The organism is Mesorhizobium sp. M0174, assembly GCF_040322275.1.
Classification (GTDB): domain Bacteria; phylum Pseudomonadota; class Alphaproteobacteria; order Rhizobiales; family Rhizobiaceae; genus Mesorhizobium.
Window position 1 is genome coordinate 61,097 of the sequence record NZ_JAMYTB010000010.1, and the last position, 24,772, is coordinate 85,868.

A 24,772-nucleotide genomic window follows, 5' to 3' on the forward strand; every position below is an offset into this window, starting at 1 on the left:
CAGCCTTGCAGACGAGCACTCCGGCGCCAGGCCGCGCGACGGCATGATGATGCGCCTCGGCAAGGTCATGAAGGACAATGACGGCACCATCACCTTCGACCAGTTCTCCGACGCCATGAACGCGCGGCTGAAGAAGATGGTCGCTGACAATGGCGGCAAGCTGACCGTGGCACAGCTCGCCGACGCGCTGGAGAAGGCACGCTTCGAGCAGATGGCCAGGCGCATCATCGCCCGCTACGACACCAAGGGCGACGGGACGCTGACCGCCGACGATATCACCAGCCGCCAGAAGAAGGTGTTCGCCATGCTCGACCGTGACAATGACGGCAAGATCGAGAAGAACGAACTGCCGAAGGGTCCCGGCCGTCACCGCCAATGGGACGGCGAGGGCAATGATGGCGCTGACGGCATGCAGTGAGAATTGACAACCGCTCCGGCGGCGCGAGCCGCCGGAGACTTATCTGGTCATTCACGCAGCCGCCCTGATCGCCTGCGCGACTTTCTTCATCGGGATGCGTACCGAGACGATCGTGCCGATGCTTTCGGTCGAACGGATCTTCAACGCGCCACCCTGAAGCTCGGCCAGCGAGCGCGAGATGGCGAGGCCGAGGCCGGAGCCGGTATGGCTCTTGGAGAACTGGTTTTGCACCTGTTCGAATGGCCGTCCGAGCTTGCTCAGCGCCGCTTTCGGGATGCCACAGCCATTGTCCTCGATCGTCAGGATCAGCGCGCTGGAAATGCTGCGGGCTCTGACCGAAATGTGGCCGCCTTGCCCGGTGAACTTCACCGCATTGGACAGAAGGTTGATGAGGATCTGCTTGATCGCCCTGCGGTCGGCGAACAGCGTCAGCGAATCGGCGATGCGGGTTTCGACGGTGATCGACTTTTCCGCCGCCTGCAGCGAGACGACGCGAACTGTCTCCCTGATGAGCGGGCAGAGATCGATTTCTTCCTGATCCAGGGCGAACTGGCCGGCCTCGATCTTCGACATGTCGAGGATGTCGTTGATCACGCCGAGAAGATATTTGCCGCTGCCATTGATGTCGGTGGCATACTCTTCGTAGCGCGGCGACCCCAGCGGCCCGAACAGCCGCCGTTCCATCAGTTCCGAGAAGCCGATGATCGCGTTGAGCGGCGTGCGCAACTCGTGCGACATGTTGGCTAGGAATTCGGATTTGGCCCGGTTTGCCGCTTCGGCCCGCTCGGTTTCCTTCATGTATTTGCGATTGAGCTCGACGAGCTCACGAGCCCGTTCTTCTTCCGCGCGGCGGGCAAGGCTGAGGTCGTGGATTGTCGCCATCAGCCGGCGCTCGCTGTCGACCAGCTTCTCCTGGTGCAGCTTGATCTGGGTGATGTCGGAGCCGACGGAGACGGTGCCGCCGTCCCTTGTCCGCAACTCGTTCACTTGCAGCCAGCGGCCGTCGGCAAGCTGGCGCTCGAAGGTCACGCCCCCCTGCGGTCCGTTGGTATTGGCAAGCCGTCGCTCCGAGGCGAAGGCCAGCATGCGTTCCTCCAGCACGGCGCGCGGGGCGCCCGGCATCACGTCGCGATCCGACAGGCCGTTGTCCTGCTGGTATTTGGAATTGCACATGATCAGGCGCTCGGACGAATCCCACAGCACGAAGGATTCGTTGATGTTTTCGATGGCTGTCCTCAGGCGCAGGTCCGCCGCTTCGGAGCGCAGCGCCAGGTGCCGCTGCTCGGTGACGTCGACGGCGATGCCGATCAGCTGGATCTCCGGCGCTTCCGGGTCGATAACCTGTGCTCTTGCGCGCATCCAAACCCATTGCCCGTCGGCATGGCGCATCCGGAACACCTGATCGATATGATCGATCTCGCGTGCGACGATCCTGTTGGCGAGTTCGAACAAATCGCCGTCCTCGGGATGAATGATTTCGTCGACTTCGCCGAACGACAGCATCGTGTCGCAAGGCTCGTAGCCCAGCATGTCGTACATCGAGCGCGACCAGTACATCTTGCCGCGCACCATGTCCCAATCCCACAGGCCGCAGCGGCCGCGCACCAACGCCATGTCGATGCGCTGGTGGGCTTCGAGATAGATGCGGTCGGCGGCCTGGGCACGCGCCGCCTGGCCGAAATAGGCATAAAGGACGACGATCAGCACGCCGGCCGTCAGCACGAACAGCGTGACATTGAGTGAGACCGTCTTGCGCCAGGCGTCAAAAACTGCCTCCTGCGGCACGAACGCTGCCGCGGCACCCTTTCGGCCATTCGCCAGGCTCACTGCCGCGTACCAGTCCTGTCCGCCGATGCTAACCTCCATCACGCCGGCGCGGTCGCCGAACATGAACAGCGGCTGCCCGCCCTGCACGACGCCATCGAGCGATCGGCCCTCCCAGTGCATCGACTGCGGCGATACGGCAATGATCTTGAAGGCGCTGTCGGCGATCGCCAGTACGTGGCTTCGGCCCATCGCGCCCTGACGACCGGTGCTCTCCAGCAGGTCCTGGATCGCACCTGGCGCGGAAACCATGGTCGCGTCGGCGATCGAACTGGCCAGTTGGCCGGCGGCCAGCGCAAGGATCGCTTTGGCGTCGCGCTCGATCTCGTCGCGCTCGTTCATCAGCGACAGAAAGCGCAGTACTGCGATGATCAACAGAAACATGATAATGAGGGCCGGTATCGATCGCCGCAACAGCGGCTCGGCTGCCAGCAGCCGTCGGTAGGCAGGTTCGGCGATGAGCCGCGTATTGCCCGCGAGACCGTCGTTTCGCGCCTCGCGACGCTCAAACGCCGTCCCACCGGGCGCGCCCCACGCGTCCGCCTTCGCCATAAATGGCACTCCCCGATTTTCTGTCCCGCTTGACGATCCGGCAACGCCGCACTTCCGAATCGTCACTAAAGAATCAAAGGTGATTCGCCTTGTCCAGAGGTGCGGCGAAAAAAGATTAAAAATCGACTAAAATAATGGGTTTTCGGATGGTCTTCCCTTCTCCCACGACAAGGGGAGAAGGGGAGGTCGCTTACGCCAGGGTGCGCTCGATGATGTCTCGCAAATCGGCCGACAGCTTCTCGGTATTGGCGATTGAAAGCAACGCCTCCCTTGCCTTGGCCTGCCGCACGGGTTCGAGCGAGCGCCACGACCTGAGCGCCGTCGCCAGCCTGGCGGCCACCTGCGGGTTGCGTTTTTCGACCTGCAGCACCGTTTCGACGAAAAGCCGGTAGCCCTCGCCGTCGGCGCGATGAAAGCCGGTCTGGTTGGCGCTGGAAAACGTACCGATGAGCGCGCGTACCCGGTTCGGGTTGGCCATCGAGAACGTTGGGTGGCTGGTCAAGGCGCGCACCGCGTCGACGGTTTGCGGACCGGGCACGCTGGCCTGGATCTGGAACCATTTGTCCATGACCAGCGGATCGGTTGCATATTTCGCCTCGAAATCGGCCAGTGCCTTGATTGCCTCAGGTGAGCCGTGGTGACGGTGCGCAAGCACGGTCAACGCCGCGGCACGATCCGTCATGTTGGTCGCCGATTGGAAGTGCCGGGCAGCGAGTTCCGCACCTCCCGGCAGCAAGGAGAGATAGTCCAGCAGGACATTGCGCAGCGCCCGCCGCCCGGCACTGGCCGCGTCCGGGCTGAACGGACCATTGTCGGCGAGCCGATCGTAGAAGTTGGAGAATATCTCGCGGTTGGCCTCGGCGATCGCAACTGCCAGCGCCCTGCGCGCCGCGAAAATGGCGTCGGGGTCGATGTTCTTGCCGATGTCGCGGGCGATATCGGCCTCGCCGGGCAGCGCCAGCGCCAGTGCCCGATAGGCGGGTTCGAGCGCTTCGTCGCCGGCTATTTTGCCGGCAAGCCCGGTCAGCCGGGCGCTGAACTCGGGTTGCCTGTGGTCTAGGATCTGGCGGAAAGCTGCAATCAGCGCATCGGTCAAAAGCGTGTTGAACGCCTGCCAGCGCGAGAAGGCGTCGCTGTCGTGGCCAGCCAGAAAAAACTGGTCGTCGGGCCGCTGCTCGACCGAAAGCGTCACCGGCGCCGAAAAGCCGCGGTTGAGCGACATGGCCGGCCGCTCGGCAATACCGGAAAACCTGACGACATGGCGGCGTTTGCGAATATGGATGACGCCGTCCTCGACATTCGCTCCTTCCACGCCGCTATAGGCTGTCGCCTCTCCGCCGGCGCCGACCAGGCCGAAGGCAAGCGGAATGTGCATCAGCCGTTTGCGGCTTTCCGACGGCGTTGGCGGCACCGACTGCTCGATTTCGAGCGTGAATTCCTGCGCCGCAGGATTATACGCCGAACTGACGGTCAGGTTCGGCGTACCGGCCTGATGATACCAGAGCGAAAACTGCGACAGGTCGCGACCGGAAACGTCTTCGAACACCTTGATGAAGTCTTCGATCGTCGCCGCCTGGCCGTCGTGACGTTCGAAGTAGAGGTCCATGCCGGCGCGGAACGTCTCTGCACCGAGGATAGTGTGGATCATGCGCACGACTTCCGAGCCCTTTTCATAGACCGTCGCCGTATAGAAATTGTTGATCTCGCGATAGCGGCGCGGCCGCACCGGATGCGCCAGCGGCCCTTGGTCCTCGGGAAACTGATGGGCGCGCAGCGTACGTACCTCGGCGATGCGCTTGACGGCGCGCGAGCGCTGATCGGCGGAGAATTCGTGGTCGCGGAAAACGGTCAGGCCTTCCTTCAGGCAAAGCTGGAACCAGTCGCGGCAAGTGATTCTGTTACCTGTCCAATTGTGGAAATACTCATGCGCAATGATGGCCTCGATATTGGCGAAATCGGCGTCGGTCGCGGTTTCCTGGTCGGCCAGCACATATTTGTCGTTGAAGATGTTGAGACCCTTGTTCTCCATCGCGCCCATATTGAAGTCGGACACGGCGACGATGTTGAAGACATCGAGGTCGTATTCGCGGCCGAATGCCTCCTCGTCCCATTTCATCGACCGTTTCAAAGCGTCCATGGCGTAGCCGGCGAGCCTCTCTTTGCCCGGTTCGACATAGATTCCGAGCTCGACTTTGCGGCCAGACAGGGTAACGAAACTGTCCGAGATCTTGCCGAGGTCGCCGGCCACCAGCGCAAACAAATAGGACGGCTTGGGGAAGGGGTCGTGCCAGACCGCATAGTGCCAGCCGCAGGCAAGCTCGCCACTGCCGGCCGGGTTGCCGTTGGACAAAAGCAGCGGCGCCTCATTGCGCTCCGCTTCGATACGCACCGTATAGACCGACAGGATGTCGGGACGGTCGAGGAAATAAGTGATGCGGCGAAAGCCTTCGGCCTCGCATTGCGTGCAATAGACGTCGCTGGAGCGATAGAGGCCCATCAGCGCTTCGTTCTGCGCCGGCGCCAACACGGTTTCAATTCTCAGCCGGAAGCGCCTTGTGGCAGGGGGGCTGATGATTGTCAGTTGATCGGGCGTGACGAGAAAATCCTCAAGGCTCGGTTCCTGGCCGTCGATGGCGATACTGCGGAGCGTCAGCCCGTCGCCATCCAGCACCAGTGGCACCGACGCGGCAATCTCGTCGCGACGTTCGACCGTCAGCACGGCGGTGACATGCGTTGCTTCAGGCGAAAGGCGGAAAGTCAGGCTGGTTTCCGGAATCAGATAATCACTAGGGCGATAGTCTTCGAGTTTGAAGACCTGGCCGGTATCCGTGCGCATTCCTTGATTTTTCCTGTCGATCCGGGAGCGGCGGGCGGGTCCGCTGGTCCAAATAATTTGAAGTCTGCGCTCTTTACACGAAACACTCCCTCGACAAAACTGCAGCGACGTCTATTTCCGGCGATCATTTTCCAAGCATCATCGCGAGGCTTCCATGACCATCGTCACGCCGAAATTCGGGATGAGCGCCTCTGTGTTGCGTCGCGACGATCGGGCTTTCATCAAAGGCGCCGGGGCGGTTACGATCGGATCGACGCCTGCCGCGCTCAATGCGGTGACCGACGCGTTCTACCGCGCCTACGGCATCAGGCATATCGACAGGCCGGCAACGCCGGCGCGCATCTGGGCGATCGAGGAAGCAAAAGGGGCGTGACAGCCAGACCGGATTTGCCAGTGCTTGCAGCCGGCAATCTTGCCGGCGAGCACAGCACACTGACCGGGATCTTGCTCAAGATCGTATCGGTGGCGGTCTTCGTCGGCATGTCGTCCTGCATCAAGGCGGCGGGCACCGTGCCGGCGGGCCAGATCGTCTTCTTCCGCTCCTTCTTTGCCATTTTTCCGATCATCGCCTTCCTCGCCTTCCAGGGAAAACTCGGAACCGCCTTTTCGACAAAGCGCCCGATCAACCACATTGCGCGCGGCGTCGTCGGTGTCTGTGCCATGGGGCTCGGCTTCTTCGCGCTGACGCGGCTGCCGCTGCCGGAGGCGATCACGCTGAACTACGCGCAGCCGCTGCTGGTCGTGGTGTTCAGTTCGATCTTCCTCGGCGAAGCCATCCGCATATATCGCTGGAGTGCGGTTGCCGTCGGCCTGGTCGGGGTGCTGATCATCTCATGGCCGGAACTGACGCTGCTCAGTTCGGGCGCTGCCCTTGGCGATCAGGAGGTGCTCGGCGTCATTGCCGCCCTCATAGCCGCGGCGATCTCCGCCATCGCCATGCTCCTGGTTCGCAACCTCGTCCAGAGCGAGCGGACGGCGACCATCGTGCTGTGGTTTTCGGTTACCGCGAGCCTCATGGCGCTGCTTTCGCTGCCATTCGGCTGGCAGGCGCTGACGACGACACAGGCCGGGCTTCTGATTGCCGCGGGTTTTTGCGGCGGGCTTGGCCAGATCCTGATGACCTCGGCCTATCGCCATGCCGAGGCTTCCGTCGTGGCACCCTTCGAATACACTTCGATGATCCTCGGCGTCGTCGTCGGGTATCTGGTCTTTGGCGATGTCGCCACGATCAACATGCTGGTCGGCGGCATGATCGTGGTTGCGGCGGGGATTTTCATCATCTGGCGCGAGCGCCAGCTGGGTCTCGAACGCACCCGCACCCGCAAGGCCGTCGCGCCGGAAGGGTGATCACGGCTCCGCTGCGTCAGTCCGCTCTTTCGCCAGCCGCACCAGCACCGCCCGCGTCTGTTCGTCGGCGGGGAAAAAAGATTCGATCGCCAGCTCCGACAGCGTCACGTCGAGCGGCGTGCCGAACACGGTGATGGTGCTGATGAACGACAGCACCGCGTCGCCATGGGCAAGCTTGAGCGGATGGACAATCGCATTTGGTTCGACCGGCGCCGGCCGGCTGCCTCTAAGGCCGGACGGATAGGCCCGAAGCTCGCGCTCGAGCTCGACCAGAACCGGATCGGCGGTAGCGTCGTTCTGCCGCTTCAGCCGCTCCAGAAGATGCGTCCGCCATTCCGCTAGGTTGACGATACGCGGCGCGATGCCGCCGGGATGCAGGCTGAGGCGCAAAACGTTGACCGGCGGCTTCAGCAGGGAGGCATCGGCGACATTGGCGAGGAACGGGCCGATGGCGGCGTTCGCCGACACCAGGTTCCAATGCCGGTCGACGGTAAGCGCCGGGAACGGCTCGTGCGCCTTGAGCACGGTCTCGACCGCCGCCATCGCCGGTGCCATCGAGGCATCGTCAAGTGGTCGTTCGCCGAAGCTCGGGGCAAAGCCGGCGGCCAGCAGCAGCTGGTTGCGCTGCCTGAGCGGGATCGAAAGCTGCTCCGCCAGATGCAGCACCATGTCACGCGAGGGTGCGGCGCGGCCGCTTTCCACGAAGCTCAGATGCCGCTGCGAGATCTCGGCCTCCATAGCGAGGTCGAGCTGGCTCATGCGCCGGCGTGTACGCCATTCGCGAATGAGACTGCCGGCGGAAATCTGGGCTGCTGTCATAACGAGATGACTAGGCCGGCAGTGGGCGCATTTCAATTACCTGCGAAGTCATGATGCCGCCCTTCCTTCCTCGCAAGGGGAGAACTGAAGACGCGCTCTGCACCATTACCCAAGCGCCCGCAACTTCGCCTTCACTTCGAGGAAATCCCGCCACGCCAGCTTCTTGTGCGCCGGCGTTCTCAGCAAATAGGCCGGATGCAGGGTCGGCATGGCAGGAATGGCGACGCCGGACGGGGTCGTGTGGACGCGCCAGTTGCCGCGCAGCCGCAATATGCCTTCGGAGGTGTTGAGCAGGGTCTTTGCCGACGGGCCGCCGAGATTGACCAGCACCTTCGGATTGACCAACTCGATCTGCCGCTCGATGAACGGCCGGCAGATCTCGGTTTCGTGCGGGGTCGGCGTGCGGTTGCCGGGCGGCCGCCAGGGAATGACATTGGCGATGTAGACGGACGTCCGGTCAAGACCGATCGCAGCCAGCATGCGGTCGAGCAGCCGGCCGGAGCGGCCAACGAACGGCAAGCCCTCTATGTCCTCATCGCGACCCGGCGCTTCGCCGACCAGCATCACCTCGGCAGTCGGATTGCCGTCGGCGAACACAAGGTTCTTGGCGGTGAATTTGAGATTGCAGCCGTCGAATGCCGCCATGTGCTGGCGAAGCTCGTCGAGGCTTGCCGCCGATCTCGCCAGTTGCCGCGCCAATGCCGCTTGCGCCTCGTCGGGCACCGTTGACATGGCCGGGGACGTTCGCACTGCCGGTGCTGTACTCGGTCTCTCGCCCATTTCGGCGCGCGATACGCTCGTCGAGCGTTGTGGCGCCGCATTTTCACCGGCCGGCATAGCGGCCGCCGCAGGCACCCGCTCCGGTGGCCTGGCTTCTGCAAACCTGTTTACCGGGTGTTCTTCAAGTGCCTCGTCGACGCCGGCGCTGGCGTAGAAGGCCAGCAGCTCGGCGAGATCGGCTCGGCTATTGTGGGGGGCGGCAGTCATGGTTTCACATTCGGCCGCAAAGCTTGAATTTGCAAGTTCAGCTCGACGGTATGCGCGGATCCTGCACCAGATAGAACGTCCAGCGCGGCGTGTAGTCGGTGATCAGGAAATAGAAGCTGGCGGTCTTCAGCGGGTCGATCTTGCCGTTCTTGAACAGCAGGCGGTCATACGGTTCGAAATTGCGGTCGAAATCGGCGTAGCTGCTCGACCAGATATTTTCAGGCGTTTTGTTGCGCTGGTCAAACGACAGGCCGTCGCCGAACACGCTCGGCTGGTCGAGGATCTCCTGGAGTTCGAACTGGAACTCGACCCAGGCCTGGCCGCTATTGTTGAGCACGTCGATGCGCATATACATCAGACCATTGGCGAAGTCTCCCGCCTTGCCGAACGGCTGGATCGGCTTTGTCGTGCGAATGGCAAGCGTTACCGGCGTCGCTGAATTCAGCTCTTCGGTGATGACCAGCGGATCCTCTTTCGTGCCGATGCCGGAAGCCCCGGTGATGCGGAAGCCGCCGCGCTCGTCGGAAAAGGAATAGGCGCCGGTCGCCCAGACCAGTTGCTGCTCGGCATGGGCATCGAGGGTCGTCAGTGGCAGCAGCGCCAACAGCGCCGCACGGCAAATCCGGCCGGGCGTGAAAAAAAAGCGCGTCGATGAAAAGCCAGCCGGCCTGAATATGCGCATGGCGGGAAGTATGGCCGATAAGCAAGCCGTCGAACAATTAAAAACATCAGTGCGACATATCTGTGCAAACGGAATAGGATTGAAGATTGATGCTCGCCACCGCGAATCTGTGTGGCAGGACGCGACTTTTTGACGAAATCGGTATTGTCACGTCCGCGCCGGTTTCCCGTCGCTATTTGATGCGCTATGCAGCGCGTGAGCCAGCAAGATGCCGGGAATAGCGAGCCAGTGAGGGGTCGATGAGCGATATCGAACGCGAAAGCATGGAATTCGACGTGGTCATTGTCGGCGCCGGCCCGGCCGGCCTCGCCGCCGCGATCCGTCTCAAGCAGGTCAATCCCGAGCTTTCCGTCGTCGTGCTGGAAAAGGGCGGCGAAGTCGGCGCGCACATCCTGTCCGGCGCCGTCGTCGATCCGATCGGCATCGACCGGCTGCTGCCCGGCTGGCGCGAAGAGGAGGGTCATCCCTTCAGGACACCGGTCACCGACGACCATTTCCTGGTTCTCGGCCCCGCCGGTTCGTTCCGTCTGCCCAATATCCTGATGCCGCCGCTGATGAACAATCACGGCAACTATATCGTCTCGCTCGGCAATGTCTGCCGCTGGCTGGCGACCAAGGCCGAGGCGCTGGGCGTCGAGATCTATCCGGGCTTTGCGGCGGTCGGCCTGCTCTACAACGAGGCCGGTGCGGTCACCGGCGTCGTCACCGGCGACATGGGCGTCGAGAAGGACGGCACGCACGGTCCGGGCTTTGCGCCGGGCATGGCGCTGATGGGCAAATATGTCTTGATCGGCGAGGGCGCGCGTGGCTCGCTCGCCAAGCAGCTGATCGCCAAATACCACCTTTCCGACGGCCGCGAGCCAGGAAAATACGGCATCGGCCTCAAGGAACTCTGGCAGGTCAAACCGGAAAACCACCGGCCGGGCCTTGTGCAGCATTCCTTCGGCTGGCCGCTCGATATGAAGACCGGCGGCGGCTCCTTCCTCTACCATCTCGAGGACAACCAGGTGGCAGTCGGCTTCGTCGTTCACCTGAACTACAAGAACCCCTATCTGTCGCCCTTTGACGAGTTCCAGCGCTTCAAGACCCATCCGGCGATCCGCGGTACCTTCGAGGGTGCCAAGCGGCTGGGCTATGGTGCCCGCGCCATCACCGAAGGCGGCTGGCAGTCGGTGCCGAAACTGTCCTTCCCCGGCGGTGCCCTGATCGGCTGCGCGGCCGGCTTCGTCAACGTGCCGCGCATCAAGGGCTCGCACAATGCCGTGCTCTCCGGAATGCTGGCGGCCGAGCATGTCTGTGATGCGATAGCCGCCGGCCGCGCCAATGACGAGCTGGCCTCCTACGAGGCCACCTGGCGCGCCACCGATATCGGCAAGGATCTGAAGAAAGTGCGCAATGTCAAGCCGCTATGGTCACGCTTCGGCACCATTGTCGGCGTCGGCCTTGGCGGGCTCGACATGTGGCTGAACACGCTGTTCGGCTTCTCGCCCTTCGGCACGATGAAGCACGGCAAGGCCGACTACGCCACGCTGGAACCGGCCGCCGCGCACCAGAAGATCGCCTACCCGAAGCCGGACGGGGTGCTGACCTTCGACCGGCTGTCGTCGGTGTTCCTGTCCAACACCAACCACGAGGAGAACGAGCCGGTCCATCTGCTCGTCGCCGACATGGACCTGCAAAAGCGCTCCGAGCATGACGTCTATGCCGGGCCCTCGACGCGTTACTGCCCGGCCAGCGTCTACGAATGGGTCGACAAGGACGGCAATGCCGCCGCCGATCCTGCGGCAAAGGATGTGCGCTTCGTCATCAACGCGCAGAACTGCGTGCACTGCAAGACTTGCGATATCAAGGACCCGAACCAGAATATAAATTGGGTGCCGCCACAGGGCGGCGAGGGCCCGGTCTACCAGAACATGTAAGTCACAAGGTTTGTTCCGGACTAAACAAGATGAGGAGCAGCGCAACCGTAGGATTGTTGAATAAACCGCCTGCCTGTGTTTCCTTTCTGCGGCGACAGGGAGGAAGGAAAAATGCGCCTGGCAGTTCTGACGAGCGTTGTGGCGATCGGGGCATTGTGCGCCCCTGCAGCCTTGGCCGGCACTAAGGTGCTGGTCAAGACACGAACTTACAACATTGCCGGAACCACCGGCGCGGCCCTGATCGAGGCCATGGATCGCAGTGGGCCGAAGCACGGCTTCATGACCCACGCCATCGCGCAGACCGGCTACAGCGTCGATGATTGGACCTTCGACGCCCATCAGGAAAACGGCGTCTGCCGCCTGCGCCAGGCCAACGGGACGCTCAATCTCTTCTATACCTATCCCAAACTAGTCTCAGCCACATCGCCTGCGCTGCAGAAGCGCTGGAAGCGGTTCTTCGCTGGCGTCCGCGCCCATGAAGAGACCCATGGCCGCATCGCCAGACAGATGATGCGGGCCACCGAAAAGTCGGTTCGAGGGCTGACAGTCGCTGATGACCCGCACTGTTTCGAGGCACGTCGCGAGGCAAAGCGCCGGATCAATGCCATCTATGCCGAATACGAGGCAAAGCAGATCGCCTTCGATGCGCACGAGCATCGCGACGGCGGCCCTGTCGAGCACCTCATCCGCGCTTTTGTGGGCCAGTAATAAGCCAGGTCGAGACTGGACTGCGGATTTTCAGCTTCGCGTCCCGCCAGGCAGCGCTGCAAGCGCGGTCGCCGTCTGGTGCTCGTCGAGCGGCTTTTGTTCATGCGACCGTAGCGAAAACTCCACCAGCACCGGCAGATGGTCTGAGCCGGTGTCCTCAAGGGTCGACGCCGAACGGATAACGATGGCGCCCTTGCTGAAAACCTGGTCGATCGGCAGTCCGGCGAAGCGCAGGAAATCCGGCAGCTTTCTGTAGAGCCAGGTCGGCCCGACCGACGGCATTACAGTCAGCTTGCCAAGCGATGCGACGCGCCGGACGGCGGCGCTCCATGGCGCTGCGTTGCAGTCGCCCGCCAGGATCGACGTCTCGCCAAGCGAGGCGATTTCGTCAGACAACCCTCCAATCTGCCGTGATTGGTTGTGCGGCCATGGCCAGGTGAGGTGGATGGCGCCGACATCGACGTCGGTTCCGCCGAAATCGACCGTGGCGATCGCCATTGCGCCGCGGCTGTCGCAGTGCGGCGCTGTGCCTATGGCAAACGGTCGTCTGGACAGCAGCGCAACGCCGAACACGCCATTGGGATACGGGCAGAGGATCCGGTAGGGATAAGCGCTGGACAGCAGCCCAAGCTTTGCCTTCCACATCTCGGACACCTCTTCGAGGGTGATCACATCGGGCTGGGTCCGGCCGATCAGCGACAGCACCTTCTCAGGCGTTGGATTGTTGAACCTGAGGTTCATCTGCAGCAGGCGGTAGACCGGCTCGTCACCAGGTTTGGCTTCGTAGGCGGCCTGCACCTGCCATAGCCGCGAAAGCGGCAAGGCATTCGACGTGGTGGCAAAGGAGGCTACCGCAAACAGCAAGGCGGCCGCAGCCTGCAGGCGAAACGAGGTGGCGAGCAGGGGCAGCGCGCAAAGCGCCATCAGCACCGAAAAATGGACGCGGAAATGAGCAAAGGAATCGAGGGCCGGATGCAGCGATCCGAAAAACCCGGCCACCAGCGCGGCCGAGAGTGCAAGCATTGCGACGAATGCCAGCGCAACCGTCATTTCCCGAATACGTGCCATCGCTTTGTCTATCGGCAGAAGTGCGGCTCAATCAAGATGACGAAATGTCCTGACCCGGACCGACACATGCGATTCGGCATTTACTGGAAGGCCGTTTCCGAAAAGCTCCTGAGCTTACGCGAATGCAGTCGCTCCATCGGCATTTCAGCCAGCTTCTCCATCGCCCTGATGCCGATGGTCAGATGCTGCGCCACTTGCCGCTTGTAGAACTCGGTCGCCATGCCGGGCAGCTTCAATTCGCCATGCAGCGGCTTGTCGGATACGCAAAGCAGCGTGCCATAGGGAACCCGGAAGCGGAAGCCGTTGGCGGCGATCGTTGCCGATTCCATATCGAGCGCGATCGCCCGCGACTGCGACAGCCGCTGCACCGGCCCGCGCTGGTCGCGCAGCTCCCAGTTGCGGTTGTCGATGGTGGCGACGGTGCCGGTGCGCATGATGCGCTTGAGGTCGTAGCCGGAAAGCCCGGTGACCTCGGCGACCGCTTCCTGCAGCGCCACTTGGATTTCAGCCAGCGGCGGGATCGGCACCCAGACCGGAAGATCGTCGTCGAGGACATGGTCTTCCCGAACATAGGCGTGTGCCAGCACATAATCGCCCAGCGCCTGCGTGTTGCGCAGGCCAGCGCAATGGCCGAGCATCACCCAGGCATGCGGCCGGAGCACCGCAATATGGTCGGTGATGGTCTTGGCGTTGGAAGGGCCAACGCCGATATTGACCATGGTGATGCCGCCATGATTCGGCTTCTTCAGATGATAGGCCGGCATCTGCGGCAGGCGAGGGGGCGCAGCACCCTCACCAGGCGCGCTGTCGCCCACTTTGGTCACGATATTGCCCGGCTCGACGAACTCTACATATCCGTCACCGCCATTGGCCATCAATTCGCGTGCACGGGCGACGAATTCGTCGATGTAGAACTGGTAGTTGGTGAACAGCACGAAGTTCTGGAAATGCTGGGGACTGGTCGCCGTATAGTGCGACATCCGATGCAGCGAATAGTCGATCCGTTGTGCCGTGAACGGCGCCAGCGGCCGTGCCTCGCCCAATCCCACTTCAAATGTACCGTTGGCGATCTGGTCGTCGGTGCCGTCGAGATCCGGCACGTCGAACAGGTCACGGATCGGCCGTTTGATGCGTTCCGCAGCGGAACCGTCGACATGCGTGCCTTCGAGAAAGGCGAAATGCAGGGGGATGGGAGTGGTCGATTCTGAAACCGTGACCGGAACGCCGTGGTTGCGCATGATCAGCCGAAGCTGTTCGGTGAGATAGCTCTCGAAAAGAGCAGGCTGGGTGATTGTGGTTGAGAAATGCCCCGGCGTCGGCATGTGACCATAGGCCTGCCTCGAGTCGATCTGGGTGAACGAACTCGTGGTGACGCCGATCTCCGGATAGAAGGCCCGGTAGCGTTTGTTGTTGTCGCCGCCCGCTGCGAGCGCGGCAAATGAATCGCGCAGGAACTTTGTGTTGCGGTCGTAAAGCACCTGCAGGGCCGCGACCGCCTTCTTGGCGTCGTTGAAGCTCTGTCGGCCAAACGGCTCCGGCGTGACGACCGATTCAATGGCTTGGGGATAGATTCGCTTTTCCATGACCCAATATAGAGAGTTGGGCGCGCAGTTGGGAGGGGGTAAGGCGGTCTCAAAACGCGCTGTCGGCGGTTTTCTTTCCGGCGGCCTAACCTCGCCGCAAGCTGACCAGCAGCACAAAGCCGACGCTGGCCTTTCTCAGCGCAGGCGCCTCGATGGTCGAACCGGAATCGGCGCGCATCGTCGGCACGGCCAGGACCGGGGCCGCCAGAACCGTCAGGATGAGTGCCGTCCGCGGCAGAAGCCGAAGGATCTTGACGACATTGGCGGTGAGGCGGGTCATGGCGTGGGTTTCAATATCTCGCTGTCGGGTTCAGTGGCGAAGCTGGTTCGGGCAACCGAGCCGGCAGGAAATGGCCACATCCCAGGCGCGGGCCGGCCGGCCGGCTTCGGCGACAAGGACGGCGAACAACATGCCGAACAGGCTCATCAGCAGGCAGACGATGGTGAAGCGGCGGGCAAGCATCGCGCGGTGTCTCCTTCAACACGCATGACAATGCCTTGCCCAGGCTGAACCGGCTCTGATGCCGGCGTTCATCTGGGGTTCAAAATGGTTGATGATCTCTGGGCGGGCCGCCTTGAAAGCAGTGACCTATGGCGAGCCGCGGCTGCGAGACCGATATATGAAAACGGGGCCGACTGGCCCCGCGCACCCCGGCAGGAATGGCACGATCAGAGCTTGTGCCAGGTCTGGCTCTTGCAGATCAGCCCGCCCAACACGCAGCCGCTCATCTTGAGCGAACTGCCGGAAAGCGAAGCCTTGCCCGAATAGGTCTTGTCGGTTTCGGGGTCGGTTATGGTGCCGGCATATTTGTTGTCGCCGGCCACCTTCAGTGAACCTATGTTCTTGCCGGCAAATTTGCCGGATTTGAGCGTAATCGAAAATGCCCCGCCGCCACCCGAAATGGCGGCAGTCGCTCCGGCTTGCGTTTTCCAATTGCCTTCGATCGGATCGGCCCATGCCGCGCCGGTCATCATTATTGCGGCCGCGAGGGCCAGGCTCACGTGTCGAAACATGTCTTTCCTCCCTCAGGCAAGTCCAATCGGGCTCCGTCCCGGCCGTCTGCCCCTTACGCAAACGTAAGCTAGTCCAGCTCCCGGAAAAACAAAAGCGGTGCCGCGACGGAACGGTTGCGGGTTTTTGCCCGCTCCCGAACGGCCGCGCCGGCGAAAAATGAAACGGGCCGCACACGTCTTTGTCTTCTGTGGTTAGCCGAGTCTTGATCCGCGCCTCGCAAGTTTTCTTCAAATTTTGTGCAAACTGGCGCAGTTGCTGGCTTTGTATCCTTAACGAATTTTCGCGTTTACCTCTTGTTTTAGCTTTGTTTTCCTCAAATTAAGCACGCCATTTAACGACGGATTCAAGCCTCCGCGGCATTCTCGAAAGCATCGAAAGAGCGGCCGCCCCCGAAGGTAATCAAGGACACCGAGGGACAGACGGAGACAGCTCTCGGGAGCCAGAACAGGGGATTTGAAATGGCACGTTTTGAAATGCTTGAAGCCGGCTTCGGCGCCATGGGGGCAACTGCCCAGGCCGATATTCTTTTCGAGTTGGGCATGATGTATGCGACCGGCCGCGATTGCGAGACCGATGTCGTCGCCGCCCACAAATGGTTCAACATCGCCGCGATCAAGGGTTCGGCCCGCGCCGCGGAACTGCGTTCTGAATTGTCGGCCGCCATGTCGAAAGTCGAGATCGCCAGTGCGCTGCGCGAAGCCCGCGAATGGATGACGATGCACTGAATTCGCCGACACTGAGTTCACTGACAGGGACGCTTCGGGTCAAGGCCGCGCAGACGGCTGGCCCCGAAAAAAAGAGGCCGCGCAAGATGGCCGACCAAGTCAAAACCAAGAACACAGCAGGCTGATCAGGCCGAGCCGTGCAACAGACAGGGAAGGCCAGCAGGTTCCGGCGCGGATGCGCCGGCAAGCTCAATGGCAAAAGCCGCGACCGGCCGGAACAGGGCTGGCGCGGCTTTGTCTTTGGGACCGCATGTTACAGGCCCAATCGAGCGCCGACGATGCGTCTAGACAGCTCCGGCGAAGGATGAAATTCTCCCGCCACTCTGGAAGAGGCGCGGCCGGGCGGCTGCGCGAGAGTGGAGGAGTTATGTTACCATGAAGAAATTCAGTATTTTGAGCGCAGCCATATTTGGCCTGATGATGACCGCGCCGCTCGCCTTCGCCGACGACATCACCTTTTCGGTGGTCGGACCGATGACCGGGCAGCTTGCCACCATCGGCGATCAGTTCAAGCAAGGCGCGCAAGCCGCCGCCGACGCGATCAACGCGGCTGGCGGCGTCGACGGTCGCCAGATCAAGCTCGACATCGAGGATGATCAGTGCGATCCGAAGCAGGCGGTTTCGGTCGCCAACCGCATCATCGCCAATGGTGTCAAGTTCATCGATGGTCACGCCTGCTCGGGCTCCAGCATCCCGGCCTCCGCTGTCTACGCAGAAGCCGGTGCGCTGATGATGAGTCCGGCTTCCTCAAACCCGGTGTTGACCGACGCAGCGGCGAAGGCCGGCTGGCCGACGATCATGCGCCTCTATACGCGCGACGATGCGCAGGGCGCTTTTATTGGTCCCTGGATCGCCAAGAAATATGCCGGCAAGAAAGTCGTCATCCTGCACGACAAGAGCGCCTATGGGCAGGGCGTGGCCGATGCCGTGAAGGCAACGATGAACCAGAACGGTCTCAATGAAATCCTCTACGAGGGCATCAACGCCGGCGAGAAGGACTATTCCGCGCTCGTTACCAAGCTCAAGGAGCTGAAGGCTGATGTGGTCTATTTCGGCGGCTATCACCCCGAAGCCGGCCTCATCCTGCGCCAGTCGGCGGAGCAGAACCTCAAGTTCCAGTTGATCATGCCGGACTCGATCGCTTCGCCGGAATTCTGGCAGGTTGCCGGTCCGGCCGGCGAAGGCACCATGTTCGTCTTCCCATCGGATCCGCAGTCGAAGCCCGAAGCCAAGGAAGCTATCGCCAAGATCAAGGCCGGCGGCTTTGTGCCGGAGGGCTTCACGCTGTTTTCCTATGCCGTGATCCAGGCATTCGCCGAGGGCATCAAGCGCGCCGGCAGCGACGACCCGGCCAAGGTCGCCGAGGCGTTGAAGAACGGCCAGCCGATCAGCACGGTTGTCGGGCCGGTCACCTTCGACGAGAAGGGCGACCTCAAGAACGCCAGCTACGACATCAACCAGTGGCATGACGGCAAATACGCGCCGATCCAGCCCTGATAGAACTATGTTGTAATTGAAAATGGCCGGGTCGAACCTGGCCATTTTCATCTTTGCGGTGCCTTTTGTGACGCGCTCGGGGTCACTTCGTGGATAAGGAAACTGCGGTCAGCTGTGGTTCCTCGGCAAAGCGAACCAGCACGGTTCCGTCTGTGACCTGCGCGCCTTCGGCGGCGATCTCGGCGATAAGCCCGTCATGGGGCGCGGCAATGGTGTGCTCCATCTTCATCGCCTCCAGTATCAGCAGCGGCTGGCCCTTGATCACGGCCTCGCCTTTTGCCGCACGCACCAATTTGACCAGGCCCGGCATCGGCGCGCGCAGGCTGCCGGAAGCGGCGGCTTCGTCGGCTCGCGCCAGCGGGTCCGGCACGGCAAAATCGTAGCCGATAGCGCCCTCGAAGACGGTGACGTGGCCCGGCCAGCGGGCGAGGCGAGGGGCGGTACGGAGATCATGCGAATTGACGCTGTCATAGGGCGCTTCCAGCGCCACCTCGAACCGTCTGTCCGGCCGCACCGACACGCGCGCGGCGATCTCCTGCTCGCCAAACTTCAGCAGCATGCGCCGCACTACAGCGTGGAAATGCGCATAGCCGGCCAGCGACAACCAGGGATCGTCCGAGGACGGCAAGTCGCGCGCACCGGAAGCAGCAAGTGCCGCGGCGGCAATTGTCTCACCGCTCGGCGGCGCAACCGCCGTCAACGCCTGCTGATGCCTGGAGATCAGGCCGGTATCGATATCGCCCGCCGCAAAAGCTGCATCAGCGGCCAGCGCGGCAAGAAAGCCAGTGTTGACGGTCGAGCCGGCGATTTCGGTCTGCGACAGCGCCTCGCCAAGTGCCGTGAGCGCCGCCCGTCTGTCCTTGCCATGGACGATCAGCTTGGCGATCATCGGGTCGTAAAACGGCGAAATCGCATCGCCGGCGCGCACGCCAGTTTCGATGCGCATGGTCGCACCTTCCGGTGCTGGCTGCGGAAATTTCAAATGGTGCAAGGTGCCGGTCGCCGGTAAAAACCCTCTTGCCGCGTCCTCGGCATAGATGCGCGCCTCGAAGGCGTGGCCGGAGAGCGCGATCTCGCTCTGCGTCTTCGGCAGTTTTTCGCCGGAGGCTACCCGCAACTGCCACTCGACCAAGTCGATGCCGGTGACCATTTCGGTGACGGGGTGCTCGACCTGAAGGCGGGTGTTCATTTCCATGAACCAGAAACGGTCGGCCTTCAGACCTTGCGAGGCATCGACGATGAACTCGATGGTACCGGCGCCGGAATAGTGGATTGCCTTTGCGGCTTTCACCGCCGCCTCGGTCATCGCCTTGCGCAGTGCCGGCGTCATGCCGGGGGCAGGCGCCTCCTCGATCACCTTCTGATGGCGGCGCTGCGCCGAGCAGTCACGTTCGTGAAGATGTACGGCGTTGCCGAAATTGTCACCAAACACCTGCACTTCGATGTGGCGCGGCTTGTCGACATATTTTTCCACCAAGACGCGGTCGTCACCGAACGCGGCTTTCGCCTCGCGCCGCGCGCCCGACAGTGCTTCCGAAAAATCATCGGGATGCTCGACACGCCGCATGCCCTTGCCGCCGCCGCCGGCGCGCGCCTTGATCAATACGGGGTAGCCGATCTCGCGCGCCTTGGAGGCGAGCAACACGATCTCCTGCGCTTCGCCATGGTAGCCCGGAACGACAGGCACGCCGGACTTTTCCATCAGCCGCTTGGCCGCGTCCTTCAGTCCCATGGCACGGATCGAGGCCGCCGACGGCCCAATGAAGATCAGCCCAGCGGCGGCGACCTGGTCGACGAATTCGGGGTTTTCCGAAAGAAAGCCGTAGCCCGGATGGATGGCCTCGGCACCTGTGGCCAAGGCCGCTGCAATGATCTTGTCGCCGCGCAGATAGCTTTCGTTGGCGGGAGAGGCGCCGATATGCACCGCTTCGTCGGCCATTTCGACATGCAAGGCGTGAGCGTCGGCATCGGAATAGACGGCGACGCTGCGCACACCCATCCTGCGTGCCGTGCGGACCACCCGGCAGGCGATCTCGCCACGGTTGGCGATCAGGATCTTGGCGAACATCGGGCCTCCCGGATTTGGCGCGGGCAATCCCGGATCGGCGTTTGCCCGTCTACTTCGAAGCCGCGATCTGACAGTTGCCGCTGGCCGCCACCTTGTAGTACGCCCGTGCGCTCTGGCGGGATTTCATCGCCATGGCCTCTGCCGCCTTTTGCGACGAGGCATTGCAGTGAGCGCCACACAGGACGTAACCGTCCCTGACCCGCACGAAAGATGTCGTGGCGTATGCCGAATGGCCGCTTGCAGCGACATAGGCCTTGTAGGCCTTGGTGCATTCGTCCTTGGCGCTGCCAGGCAGAAGTGGTGAAAAGCGCTTGTCGCCTTCGCTTCCGGCCAGCGATCCCGCCGCGCCCGTGCCTGGTGCAGCTAATATAAGTAACCCCGAAAGTATTGCGGCAGTAGTTTTTCTGGAAAAGTTGCTGTTTCACCTTCGCCCAAGCCCCATTGACGTTGAAAAACAGCAATAGCCGCAATTTTTCTGTATGGCCAGTTGGATGATTGAAAATGGGTCTGCAGATTTCTCATGGCTGTGGATCACGCTTTGCCGAGTGCAGCAACGGCCCGCTGATACAATTCGGCCGTCGGCTCGTCGAAGCAGCAGAAAATGACGGTTTCCGGAACGGTGTTCTGGCCGATGAAGGCGCTCACGGTCCCGACTGCAATTTGCGTCGCCTGATCCTTCGGGTAGCGGTAGGCCCCGGTCGAGATCGCTGGAAACGCCACCGTCCGGCAGTCCTTTGCGGCGGCGATTTCGAGCGACCGGCGATAGCAGGAGGCGAGCAGTTCGGCTTCTCCTTTGCTGCCACCTTGCCAGACCGGCCCGACCGTATGAATGACGTAGCGCGCGGGTAGCCTGTAGCCCTTGGTGATTTTTGCGTCTCCGACCTTGCAGCCATGCAAGGTCCGGCATTCTGCCACAAGCTCGGGGCCGGCCGCGCGGTGGATAGCGCCGTCGACGCCGCCGCCTCCGAGAAGAGAGGTGTTGGCGGCGTTGACGATGGCGTCGACCGCCAGCCTCGTGATGTCGCCGGTTTGAATACGAATCCTCTGGCCGATTTCGCTCATCTCACATCCTGAACACGCCGAACCTTGTCTCTTCGATCTCGGCGTTGAGCGCGGCCGAAAGGCTGAGCGCCAGCACCTCGCGGGTCTTGGCCGGGTCGATGATGCCGTCGTCCCAGAGCCTTGCCGACGAATAGAGCGGGTGGCCTTCATGCTCGTATTTCATAAGGATCGGCTTCTTGAATTTCGCCTCCTCCTCGGCGCTCCATTCCCCGCCCTTGCGCTCGATGCCTTCGCGCTTGACCATGGCCAGCACCGTTGCCGCCTGCTCGCCGCCCATCACCGAGATGCGGGCATTCGGCCACATCCACAGGAAGCGTGGCGAATAGGCGCGTCCGCACATACCGTAATTGCCGGCGCCGAACGAGCCGCCGATGATCACGGTCATCTTCGGCACCTTGGCCGTTGCGACCGCCATGACCAGCTTGGCGCCGTCCTTGGCGATGCCGCCGGCCTCGTATCTCCGCCCGACCATGAAGCCGGTGATGTTCTGCAGGAAAATCAGCGGGATCCTGCGCTGGCAGCACAGCTCGATGAAATGCGCGCCCTTTAGCGCGCTTTCCGAAAACAGCACGCCATTGTTGGCGATGATGCCGACCGGCATGCCGCTGAGATGGGCAAAACCGGTGACCAGCGTGGTGCCATAATTCTGCTTGAACTCATCGAATTCGGAGCCGTCGACGGTGCGGGCGATTACCTCGCGTACGTCATAGGGCTGGCGCAGATCCGTCGGCACGATTCCGTAGAGTTCATGTGGATCGTGAAGCGGCGGAATCGATTTCTGTAAGGCAAGGCTTACAGTCTTGTTCCGATTCAGGTTTTTGACGATACGCCGGCATATGGCCAGCGCATGCTCGTCGTCGAGCGCATAGTGGTCGGCAACGCCGGAAAGCCTTGTGTGCACGTCGGCGCCACCGAGGTCCTCGGCGGTGACGTCCTCGCCGGTGGCCGCCTTCACCAGCGGCGGGCCGCCGAGAAAGATGGTTGCCTGGTTGCGCACCATGATTGTCTCGTCCGACATCGCAGGCACATAGGCGCCGCCGGCAGTGCACGACCCCATGACGCAGGCGATCTGCGGAATGCCGGCGGCCGACATGTTGGCCTGGTTATAGAAGATGCGGCCGAAATGATCGCGGTCGGGAAACACCTCGTCCTGATTGGGCAGATTGGCGCCGCCGCTGTCGACCAGATAGACGCAAGGCAGATTGTTCTGCAGCGCGATTTCCTGTGCACGCAGATGCTTCTTCACTGTCAGCGGATAATAGGTGCCGCCCTTCACCGTGGCGTCGTTGACGACGACCATCACTTCGGTGCCTTCGACGCGCCCGATGCCGGCGATGAGACCGGCCGACGGGATGTCCTCGCCATACATCGACCATGCCGCGAACTGGCCGATTTCGAGGAAGGGCGAGCCGGTATCAAGCAATTGGGCGAGGCGTTGCCGCGGCAGGAGCTTGCCGCGGGAGACGTGCCGCTCGCGCGCATCTTCCGAGCCGCCGCGTTCGACCGTGGCCGCTTTCTCAGCAATATCGGCGACCAGCGCCCGCATGCGCTCGGCATTGGCGCGGAAAATATCGGAGGCGGGCGAGATCTGCGAGTTGAGGGGGGCCATGGCGCTACCGGATCAGCTCGATCTTGCAGCCGACATCGAGGTCGCTCCAATCGCGATCAGCGGTGACGGCAATGGCGTTCTCGCGAATAGCCAGCGCGAGGCAGGCCCGATCGCCCAACGACAGGCCGCGATGCCGCGTCAGTTGGCGAAGCTGCCCGGCGGCGATGCCCATCGCTTCGTCGAAAACGGCGATCGGCATGCCGAGACTGGCGAGGTCGTCCGCGGCCTGTTCCATGCTGCGTCCCTTGTCGATCAGCTTGGCAATGATTTCGGCCGCATTGACCGAACTGCATTGTGCATCCGGCGCGAACCCCAAAGCACTATCGGTGCCTTGCTCGTTGAGCAGGATTGCGAGTGCCGCCGAACTGTCCATGACGTAGGGCTTCATTTCGCCCGCTTTCCTGTCGTCCCTTCGGCGTGAAGCCGGTCGAGACGCTTGTCGCTTCGACGCTGCTCTTCCCGCCGCTCTTTCAGAAATTCGTCGACGACGCTTTCACCGGGCTGTTTCAGCGCCGACAATTCGGCCTGGACGCGCCGCAGATTCTGCAGCCACGATCTTACCCGCAGCTCGCCGTTTTCGACATGCAGGATCATCTCCTCGCCAGGCTTCACGCCCATCTCCTCGCGCATCGCAGCAGGGATGACGAAGCGCCCGCCCTCGCCAAGTTTAACACGCTCGCGTTTCGCCGGAACCCTAAGTGGCGTTTTGCGAGCGCTGGCATCGAACTGTGCTTGCGGATCTTCGTCAAATCCGGACTTTCCCGTTCTGTCCGCCATGGTTCGTCTCGCTAGGATTGTGGCACATAGTCCGAAATATGCCACATCGCATGGCTTCTGGCAAAAGTTCAAAAGGATGCCATTAGGCGCTCTCCGCCATGATTTCCCGCCCGATCAGCCAACGACGGATTTCGCTGGTGCCGGCGCCGATCTCGTAGAGCTTGGCGTCGCGCAGCAGCCGGCCGGTCGGGTAGTCGTTGATGTAGCCATTGCCGCCCAAAAGCTGGATGGCCTCGAGCGCCATCAGCGTCGCCTTTTCGGCGGCGAAGAGAATACAGGCGGCAGCATCCTTGCGGGCCGTCTCACCGCGATCGCAAGCGGCGGCCACGGCATAGACGTAGGCGCGCGCCGCGTTCATCGTCGCATACATGTCGGCGAGCTTGCCTTGCACCAGCTGGAATTCGCCGATCGGCTGGCCGAACTGCTTGCGCTCGTGCACGTAAGGTATCGCCACGTCGAGGCACGCCGCCATCAGCCCGATCGGCCCGCCGGCCAGCACGGCACGTTCGTAGTCGAGGCCCGACATCAACACCTCGACGCCGCGCCCTTCCTCATGCAGCACATTGTCGAACGGGACTTCGACATTCTCGAACACCAGCTCGCCGGTGTTCGAGCCGCGCATGCCAAGCTTGTCGAGCTTTTGCGCAACCGAAAAACCGGCAAAGGCCTTTTCGACGATGAAAGCGGTGATGCCGCGCGAATGGAGTTCCGGATCGGTCTTGGCATACACGACCAGCGTCTCGGCATCCGGTCCGTTGGTGATCCACATCTTGGTGCCGTTGAGCACATAGCGGTCGTTGCGCCTTTCCGCGCGCAGGCGCAGCGACACGACGTCGGACCCGGCGCCGGATTCCGACATTGCCAGCGCGCCGACCTTTTCGCCACTGCACAGCGAAGGCAGATATTTTTCCTTCTGCGCCTGCGTCGCCCAGCGATTGATCTGGTTGACGCAGAGGTTGGAATGGGCGCCGTAGGAGAGGCCGACCGAGGCGGAGGCGCGCGAAATCTCCTCCATCGCCACGACGTGGGCGAGGTAGCCCATGCCGCTGCCGCCGAAATCGGGATCGGCGGTGATGCCGAGCAGGCCAAGCCCGCCGAGCTCCACCCACAGATGCGCCGGGAATTCGTTCGACCGGTCGATCTCGGCGGCTATCGGCGCGATTTTCTCTTGGGCGAAGCGCCGCACCAGGTCGCGCAGCGCCTCGACATCTTCGTCAAGCCCGAAGTTGAGCGTATGCGTGTACATGCCGTTCCTCCCGGCGCACGACCCCGAAAA

24 protein-coding genes are annotated in these 24,772 nt (G+C 62.2%); 8 read left to right on the forward strand and 16 right to left on the reverse strand.

Annotated features, from left to right (window positions below):
• The first annotated feature begins 43 nt into the window (after positions 1-43).
• Positions 44-418, forward strand: a complete 375-nt coding sequence (locus tag NKJ13_RS20585) for an EF-hand domain-containing protein (protein ID WP_352738185.1) — start codon at positions 44-46, stop codon at positions 416-418.
• A gap of 51 nt (positions 419-469) precedes the next feature.
• Here NKJ13_RS20585 and NKJ13_RS20590 read toward each other — a convergent pair whose 3' ends face one another.
• Positions 470-2,794, reverse strand: a complete 2,325-nt coding sequence (locus NKJ13_RS20590) for a PAS domain-containing sensor histidine kinase (RefSeq protein ID WP_352738184.1) — start codon at positions 2,792-2,794, stop codon at positions 470-472.
• Between the two features lie 190 nt (positions 2,795-2,984).
• The gene (gene pepN / locus NKJ13_RS20595; RefSeq protein ID WP_352738182.1) at positions 2,985-5,630 is read right to left on the reverse strand and encodes an aminopeptidase N; all 2,646 of its coding nucleotides are present in this window, start codon (positions 5,628-5,630) and stop codon (positions 2,985-2,987) included.
• A 154-nt stretch (positions 5,631-5,784) separates the two neighbouring features.
• Here pepN and NKJ13_RS20600 point away from each other — a divergent pair, with 154 nt between their 5' ends.
• Together NKJ13_RS20600 and NKJ13_RS20605 are read left to right on the forward strand one after the other, a co-directional pair.
• A complete protein-coding gene (locus NKJ13_RS20600; protein ID WP_352706152.1) occupies positions 5,785-6,003 on the forward strand; it encodes a hypothetical protein in 219 nt (72 codons plus the stop codon).
• The gene (locus NKJ13_RS20605; RefSeq protein WP_502899851.1) at positions 6,000-6,977 is read left to right on the forward strand and encodes a DMT family transporter; all 978 of its coding nucleotides are present in this window, start codon (positions 6,000-6,002) and stop codon (positions 6,975-6,977) included. The genes NKJ13_RS20600 and NKJ13_RS20605 overlap by 4 nt, the downstream gene beginning before the upstream one ends.
• Here NKJ13_RS20605 and NKJ13_RS20610 read toward each other — a convergent pair whose 3' ends face one another.
• The 3 genes from NKJ13_RS20610 to NKJ13_RS20620 form a co-directional block, all read right to left on the reverse strand.
• The gene (locus NKJ13_RS20610; protein ID WP_352706080.1) at positions 6,978-7,796 is read right to left on the reverse strand and encodes a helix-turn-helix domain-containing protein; all 819 of its coding nucleotides are present in this window, start codon (positions 7,794-7,796) and stop codon (positions 6,978-6,980) included.
• A gap of 105 nt (positions 7,797-7,901) precedes the next feature.
• Positions 7,902-8,783 carry a uracil-DNA glycosylase gene (locus tag NKJ13_RS20615; protein WP_352706078.1) on the reverse strand — a complete coding sequence of 294 codons (882 nt, stop codon included), beginning with the start codon at positions 8,781-8,783 and terminating at the stop codon, positions 7,902-7,904.
• Between the two features lie 37 nt (positions 8,784-8,820).
• Positions 8,821-9,465, reverse strand: a complete 645-nt coding sequence (locus NKJ13_RS20620) for a hypothetical protein (protein ID WP_352647256.1) — start codon at positions 9,463-9,465, stop codon at positions 8,821-8,823.
• Here NKJ13_RS20620 and NKJ13_RS20625 point away from each other — a divergent pair.
• The 3 genes from NKJ13_RS20625 (at position 9,416) to NKJ13_RS20635 (ending at position 12,092) form a co-directional block, all read left to right on the forward strand.
• Positions 9,416-9,598, forward strand: a complete 183-nt coding sequence (locus tag NKJ13_RS20625; protein ID WP_254820002.1) for a hypothetical protein — start codon at positions 9,416-9,418, stop codon at positions 9,596-9,598. The two genes, NKJ13_RS20620 and NKJ13_RS20625, sit on opposite strands and share 50 nt — an antisense overlap.
• Before the next feature lie 106 nt (positions 9,599-9,704).
• Positions 9,705-11,384 (forward strand): electron transfer flavoprotein-ubiquinone oxidoreductase, encoded by a 1,680-nt coding sequence (locus tag NKJ13_RS20630; protein ID WP_352706075.1) that lies wholly within the window; start codon positions 9,705-9,707, stop codon positions 11,382-11,384.
• 111 nt (positions 11,385-11,495) lie between these two features.
• Complete coding sequence (locus tag NKJ13_RS20635; RefSeq protein ID WP_352738178.1) at positions 11,496-12,092, forward strand: DUF922 domain-containing protein; 597 nt, start codon at positions 11,496-11,498, stop codon at positions 12,090-12,092.
• Positions 12,093-12,122: 30 nt separating this feature from the next.
• Here the strand turns inward: NKJ13_RS20635 and NKJ13_RS20640 are convergent, their stop codons facing one another.
• From NKJ13_RS20640 to NKJ13_RS20660, 5 genes are all read right to left on the reverse strand, one after another.
• A complete protein-coding gene (locus NKJ13_RS20640) occupies positions 12,123-13,160 on the reverse strand; it encodes an endonuclease/exonuclease/phosphatase family protein (protein ID WP_352706071.1) in 1,038 nt (345 codons plus the stop codon).
• 80 nt (positions 13,161-13,240) lie between these two features.
• On the reverse strand, positions 13,241-14,743 hold the full coding sequence (locus NKJ13_RS20645) for an AMP nucleosidase (protein WP_352647263.1): 1,503 nt from the start codon (positions 14,741-14,743) through the stop codon (positions 13,241-13,243).
• Between the two features lie 85 nt (positions 14,744-14,828).
• Complete coding sequence (locus tag NKJ13_RS20650; RefSeq protein ID WP_352706069.1) at positions 14,829-15,023, reverse strand: hypothetical protein; 195 nt, start codon at positions 15,021-15,023, stop codon at positions 14,829-14,831.
• Positions 15,024-15,053: 30 nt separating this feature from the next.
• Positions 15,054-15,206, reverse strand: a complete 153-nt coding sequence (locus NKJ13_RS20655) for a hypothetical protein (RefSeq protein ID WP_023718367.1) — start codon at positions 15,204-15,206, stop codon at positions 15,054-15,056.
• A 206-nt stretch (positions 15,207-15,412) separates the two neighbouring features.
• Positions 15,413-15,757 (reverse strand): DUF2147 domain-containing protein, encoded by a 345-nt coding sequence (locus NKJ13_RS20660; protein ID WP_254819976.1) that lies wholly within the window; start codon positions 15,755-15,757, stop codon positions 15,413-15,415.
• A 459-nt stretch (positions 15,758-16,216) separates the two neighbouring features.
• On the opposite strand from NKJ13_RS20660, the gene NKJ13_RS20665 reads away from it, so the two are divergent.
• Both NKJ13_RS20665 and NKJ13_RS20670 read left to right on the forward strand, forming a co-directional pair.
• Positions 16,217-16,483: an SEL1-like repeat protein gene (locus tag NKJ13_RS20665; RefSeq protein ID WP_352706067.1), complete on the forward strand. Its 267-nt coding sequence runs from the start codon at positions 16,217-16,219 to the stop codon at positions 16,481-16,483.
• 375 nt (positions 16,484-16,858) lie between these two features.
• On the forward strand, positions 16,859-17,980 hold the full coding sequence (locus NKJ13_RS20670; protein ID WP_254819977.1) for a branched-chain amino acid ABC transporter substrate-binding protein: 1,122 nt from the start codon (positions 16,859-16,861) through the stop codon (positions 17,978-17,980).
• An 82-nt stretch (positions 17,981-18,062) separates the two neighbouring features.
• Here NKJ13_RS20670 and NKJ13_RS20675 read toward each other — a convergent pair whose 3' ends face one another.
• The 6 genes from NKJ13_RS20675 to NKJ13_RS20700 all read right to left on the reverse strand — a co-directional run bounded on the left by NKJ13_RS20675 (position 18,063) and on the right by NKJ13_RS20700 (position 24,742).
• On the reverse strand, positions 18,063-20,048 hold the full coding sequence (locus tag NKJ13_RS20675) for an acetyl/propionyl/methylcrotonyl-CoA carboxylase subunit alpha (RefSeq protein ID WP_352706065.1): 1,986 nt from the start codon (positions 20,046-20,048) through the stop codon (positions 18,063-18,065).
• Positions 20,049-20,579: 531 nt separating this feature from the next.
• Positions 20,580-21,110: an O-acetyl-ADP-ribose deacetylase gene (locus NKJ13_RS20680; RefSeq protein ID WP_352738177.1), complete on the reverse strand. Its 531-nt coding sequence runs from the start codon at positions 21,108-21,110 to the stop codon at positions 20,580-20,582.
• Position 21,111: 1 nt separating this feature from the next.
• Entirely contained in the window at positions 21,112-22,719 is a 1,608-nt protein-coding gene (locus NKJ13_RS20685; protein WP_352690006.1) for a carboxyl transferase domain-containing protein, read from the reverse strand.
• A gap of 4 nt (positions 22,720-22,723) precedes the next feature.
• Positions 22,724-23,107 carry a type II toxin-antitoxin system VapC family toxin gene (locus NKJ13_RS20690; protein WP_352480311.1) on the reverse strand — a complete coding sequence of 128 codons (384 nt, stop codon included), beginning with the start codon at positions 23,105-23,107 and terminating at the stop codon, positions 22,724-22,726.
• On the reverse strand, positions 23,104-23,496 hold the full coding sequence (locus NKJ13_RS20695; RefSeq protein ID WP_352690005.1) for an AbrB/MazE/SpoVT family DNA-binding domain-containing protein: 393 nt from the start codon (positions 23,494-23,496) through the stop codon (positions 23,104-23,106). The genes NKJ13_RS20690 and NKJ13_RS20695 overlap by 4 nt, the downstream gene beginning before the upstream one ends.
• 82 nt (positions 23,497-23,578) lie before the next feature.
• A complete protein-coding gene (locus NKJ13_RS20700) occupies positions 23,579-24,742 on the reverse strand; it encodes an isovaleryl-CoA dehydrogenase (RefSeq protein ID WP_352690004.1) in 1,164 nt (387 codons plus the stop codon).
• Between the last annotated feature and the right edge of the window lie 30 nt (positions 24,743-24,772).

What these genes read in the sequence shown, in the direction of transcription:
- NKJ13_RS20585 (WP_352738185.1), top strand. Translation starts at nt 44, where the DNA reads ATGATGATGCGCCTCGGCAAGGTCATGAAGGACAATGACGGCACCATC.
- NKJ13_RS20590 (WP_352738184.1), bottom strand. Translation starts at nt 2,794, where the DNA reads ATGGCGAAGGCGGACGCGTGGGGCGCGCCCGGTGGGACGGCGTTTGAG.
- pepN (WP_352738182.1), bottom strand. Translation starts at nt 5,630, where the DNA reads ATGCGCACGGATACCGGCCAGGTCTTCAAACTCGAAGACTATCGCCCT.
- NKJ13_RS20600 (WP_352706152.1), top strand. Translation starts at nt 5,785, where the DNA reads ATGACCATCGTCACGCCGAAATTCGGGATGAGCGCCTCTGTGTTGCGT.
- NKJ13_RS20610 (WP_352706080.1), bottom strand. Translation starts at nt 7,796, where the DNA reads ATGACAGCAGCCCAGATTTCCGCCGGCAGTCTCATTCGCGAATGGCGT.
- NKJ13_RS20615 (WP_352706078.1), bottom strand. Translation starts at nt 8,783, where the DNA reads ATGACTGCCGCCCCCCACAATAGCCGAGCCGATCTCGCCGAGCTGCTG.
- NKJ13_RS20620 (WP_352647256.1), bottom strand. Translation starts at nt 9,465, where the DNA reads ATGCGCATATTCAGGCCGGCTGGCTTTTCATCGACGCGCTTTTTTTTC.
- NKJ13_RS20630 (WP_352706075.1), top strand. Translation starts at nt 9,705, where the DNA reads ATGAGCGATATCGAACGCGAAAGCATGGAATTCGACGTGGTCATTGTC.
- NKJ13_RS20635 (WP_352738178.1), top strand. Translation starts at nt 11,496, where the DNA reads ATGCGCCTGGCAGTTCTGACGAGCGTTGTGGCGATCGGGGCATTGTGC.
- NKJ13_RS20640 (WP_352706071.1), bottom strand. Translation starts at nt 13,160, where the DNA reads ATGGCACGTATTCGGGAAATGACGGTTGCGCTGGCATTCGTCGCAATG.
- NKJ13_RS20645 (WP_352647263.1), bottom strand. Translation starts at nt 14,743, where the DNA reads ATGGAAAAGCGAATCTATCCCCAAGCCATTGAATCGGTCGTCACGCCG.
- NKJ13_RS20650 (WP_352706069.1), bottom strand. Translation starts at nt 15,023, where the DNA reads ATGACCCGCCTCACCGCCAATGTCGTCAAGATCCTTCGGCTTCTGCCG.
- NKJ13_RS20655 (WP_023718367.1), bottom strand. Translation starts at nt 15,206, where the DNA reads ATGCTTGCCCGCCGCTTCACCATCGTCTGCCTGCTGATGAGCCTGTTC.
- NKJ13_RS20660 (WP_254819976.1), bottom strand. Translation starts at nt 15,757, where the DNA reads ATGTTTCGACACGTGAGCCTGGCCCTCGCGGCCGCAATAATGATGACC.
- NKJ13_RS20665 (WP_352706067.1), top strand. Translation starts at nt 16,217, where the DNA reads ATGGCACGTTTTGAAATGCTTGAAGCCGGCTTCGGCGCCATGGGGGCA.
- NKJ13_RS20670 (WP_254819977.1), top strand. Translation starts at nt 16,859, where the DNA reads ATGAAGAAATTCAGTATTTTGAGCGCAGCCATATTTGGCCTGATGATG.
- NKJ13_RS20675 (WP_352706065.1), bottom strand. Translation starts at nt 20,048, where the DNA reads ATGTTCGCCAAGATCCTGATCGCCAACCGTGGCGAGATCGCCTGCCGG.
- NKJ13_RS20680 (WP_352738177.1), bottom strand. Translation starts at nt 21,110, where the DNA reads ATGAGCGAAATCGGCCAGAGGATTCGTATTCAAACCGGCGACATCACG.
- NKJ13_RS20685 (WP_352690006.1), bottom strand. Translation starts at nt 22,719, where the DNA reads ATGGCCCCCCTCAACTCGCAGATCTCGCCCGCCTCCGATATTTTCCGC.
- NKJ13_RS20690 (WP_352480311.1), bottom strand. Translation starts at nt 23,107, where the DNA reads ATGAAGCCCTACGTCATGGACAGTTCGGCGGCACTCGCAATCCTGCTC.
- NKJ13_RS20695 (WP_352690005.1), bottom strand. Translation starts at nt 23,496, where the DNA reads ATGGCGGACAGAACGGGAAAGTCCGGATTTGACGAAGATCCGCAAGCA.
- NKJ13_RS20700 (WP_352690004.1), bottom strand. Translation starts at nt 24,742, where the DNA reads ATGTACACGCATACGCTCAACTTCGGGCTTGACGAAGATGTCGAGGCG.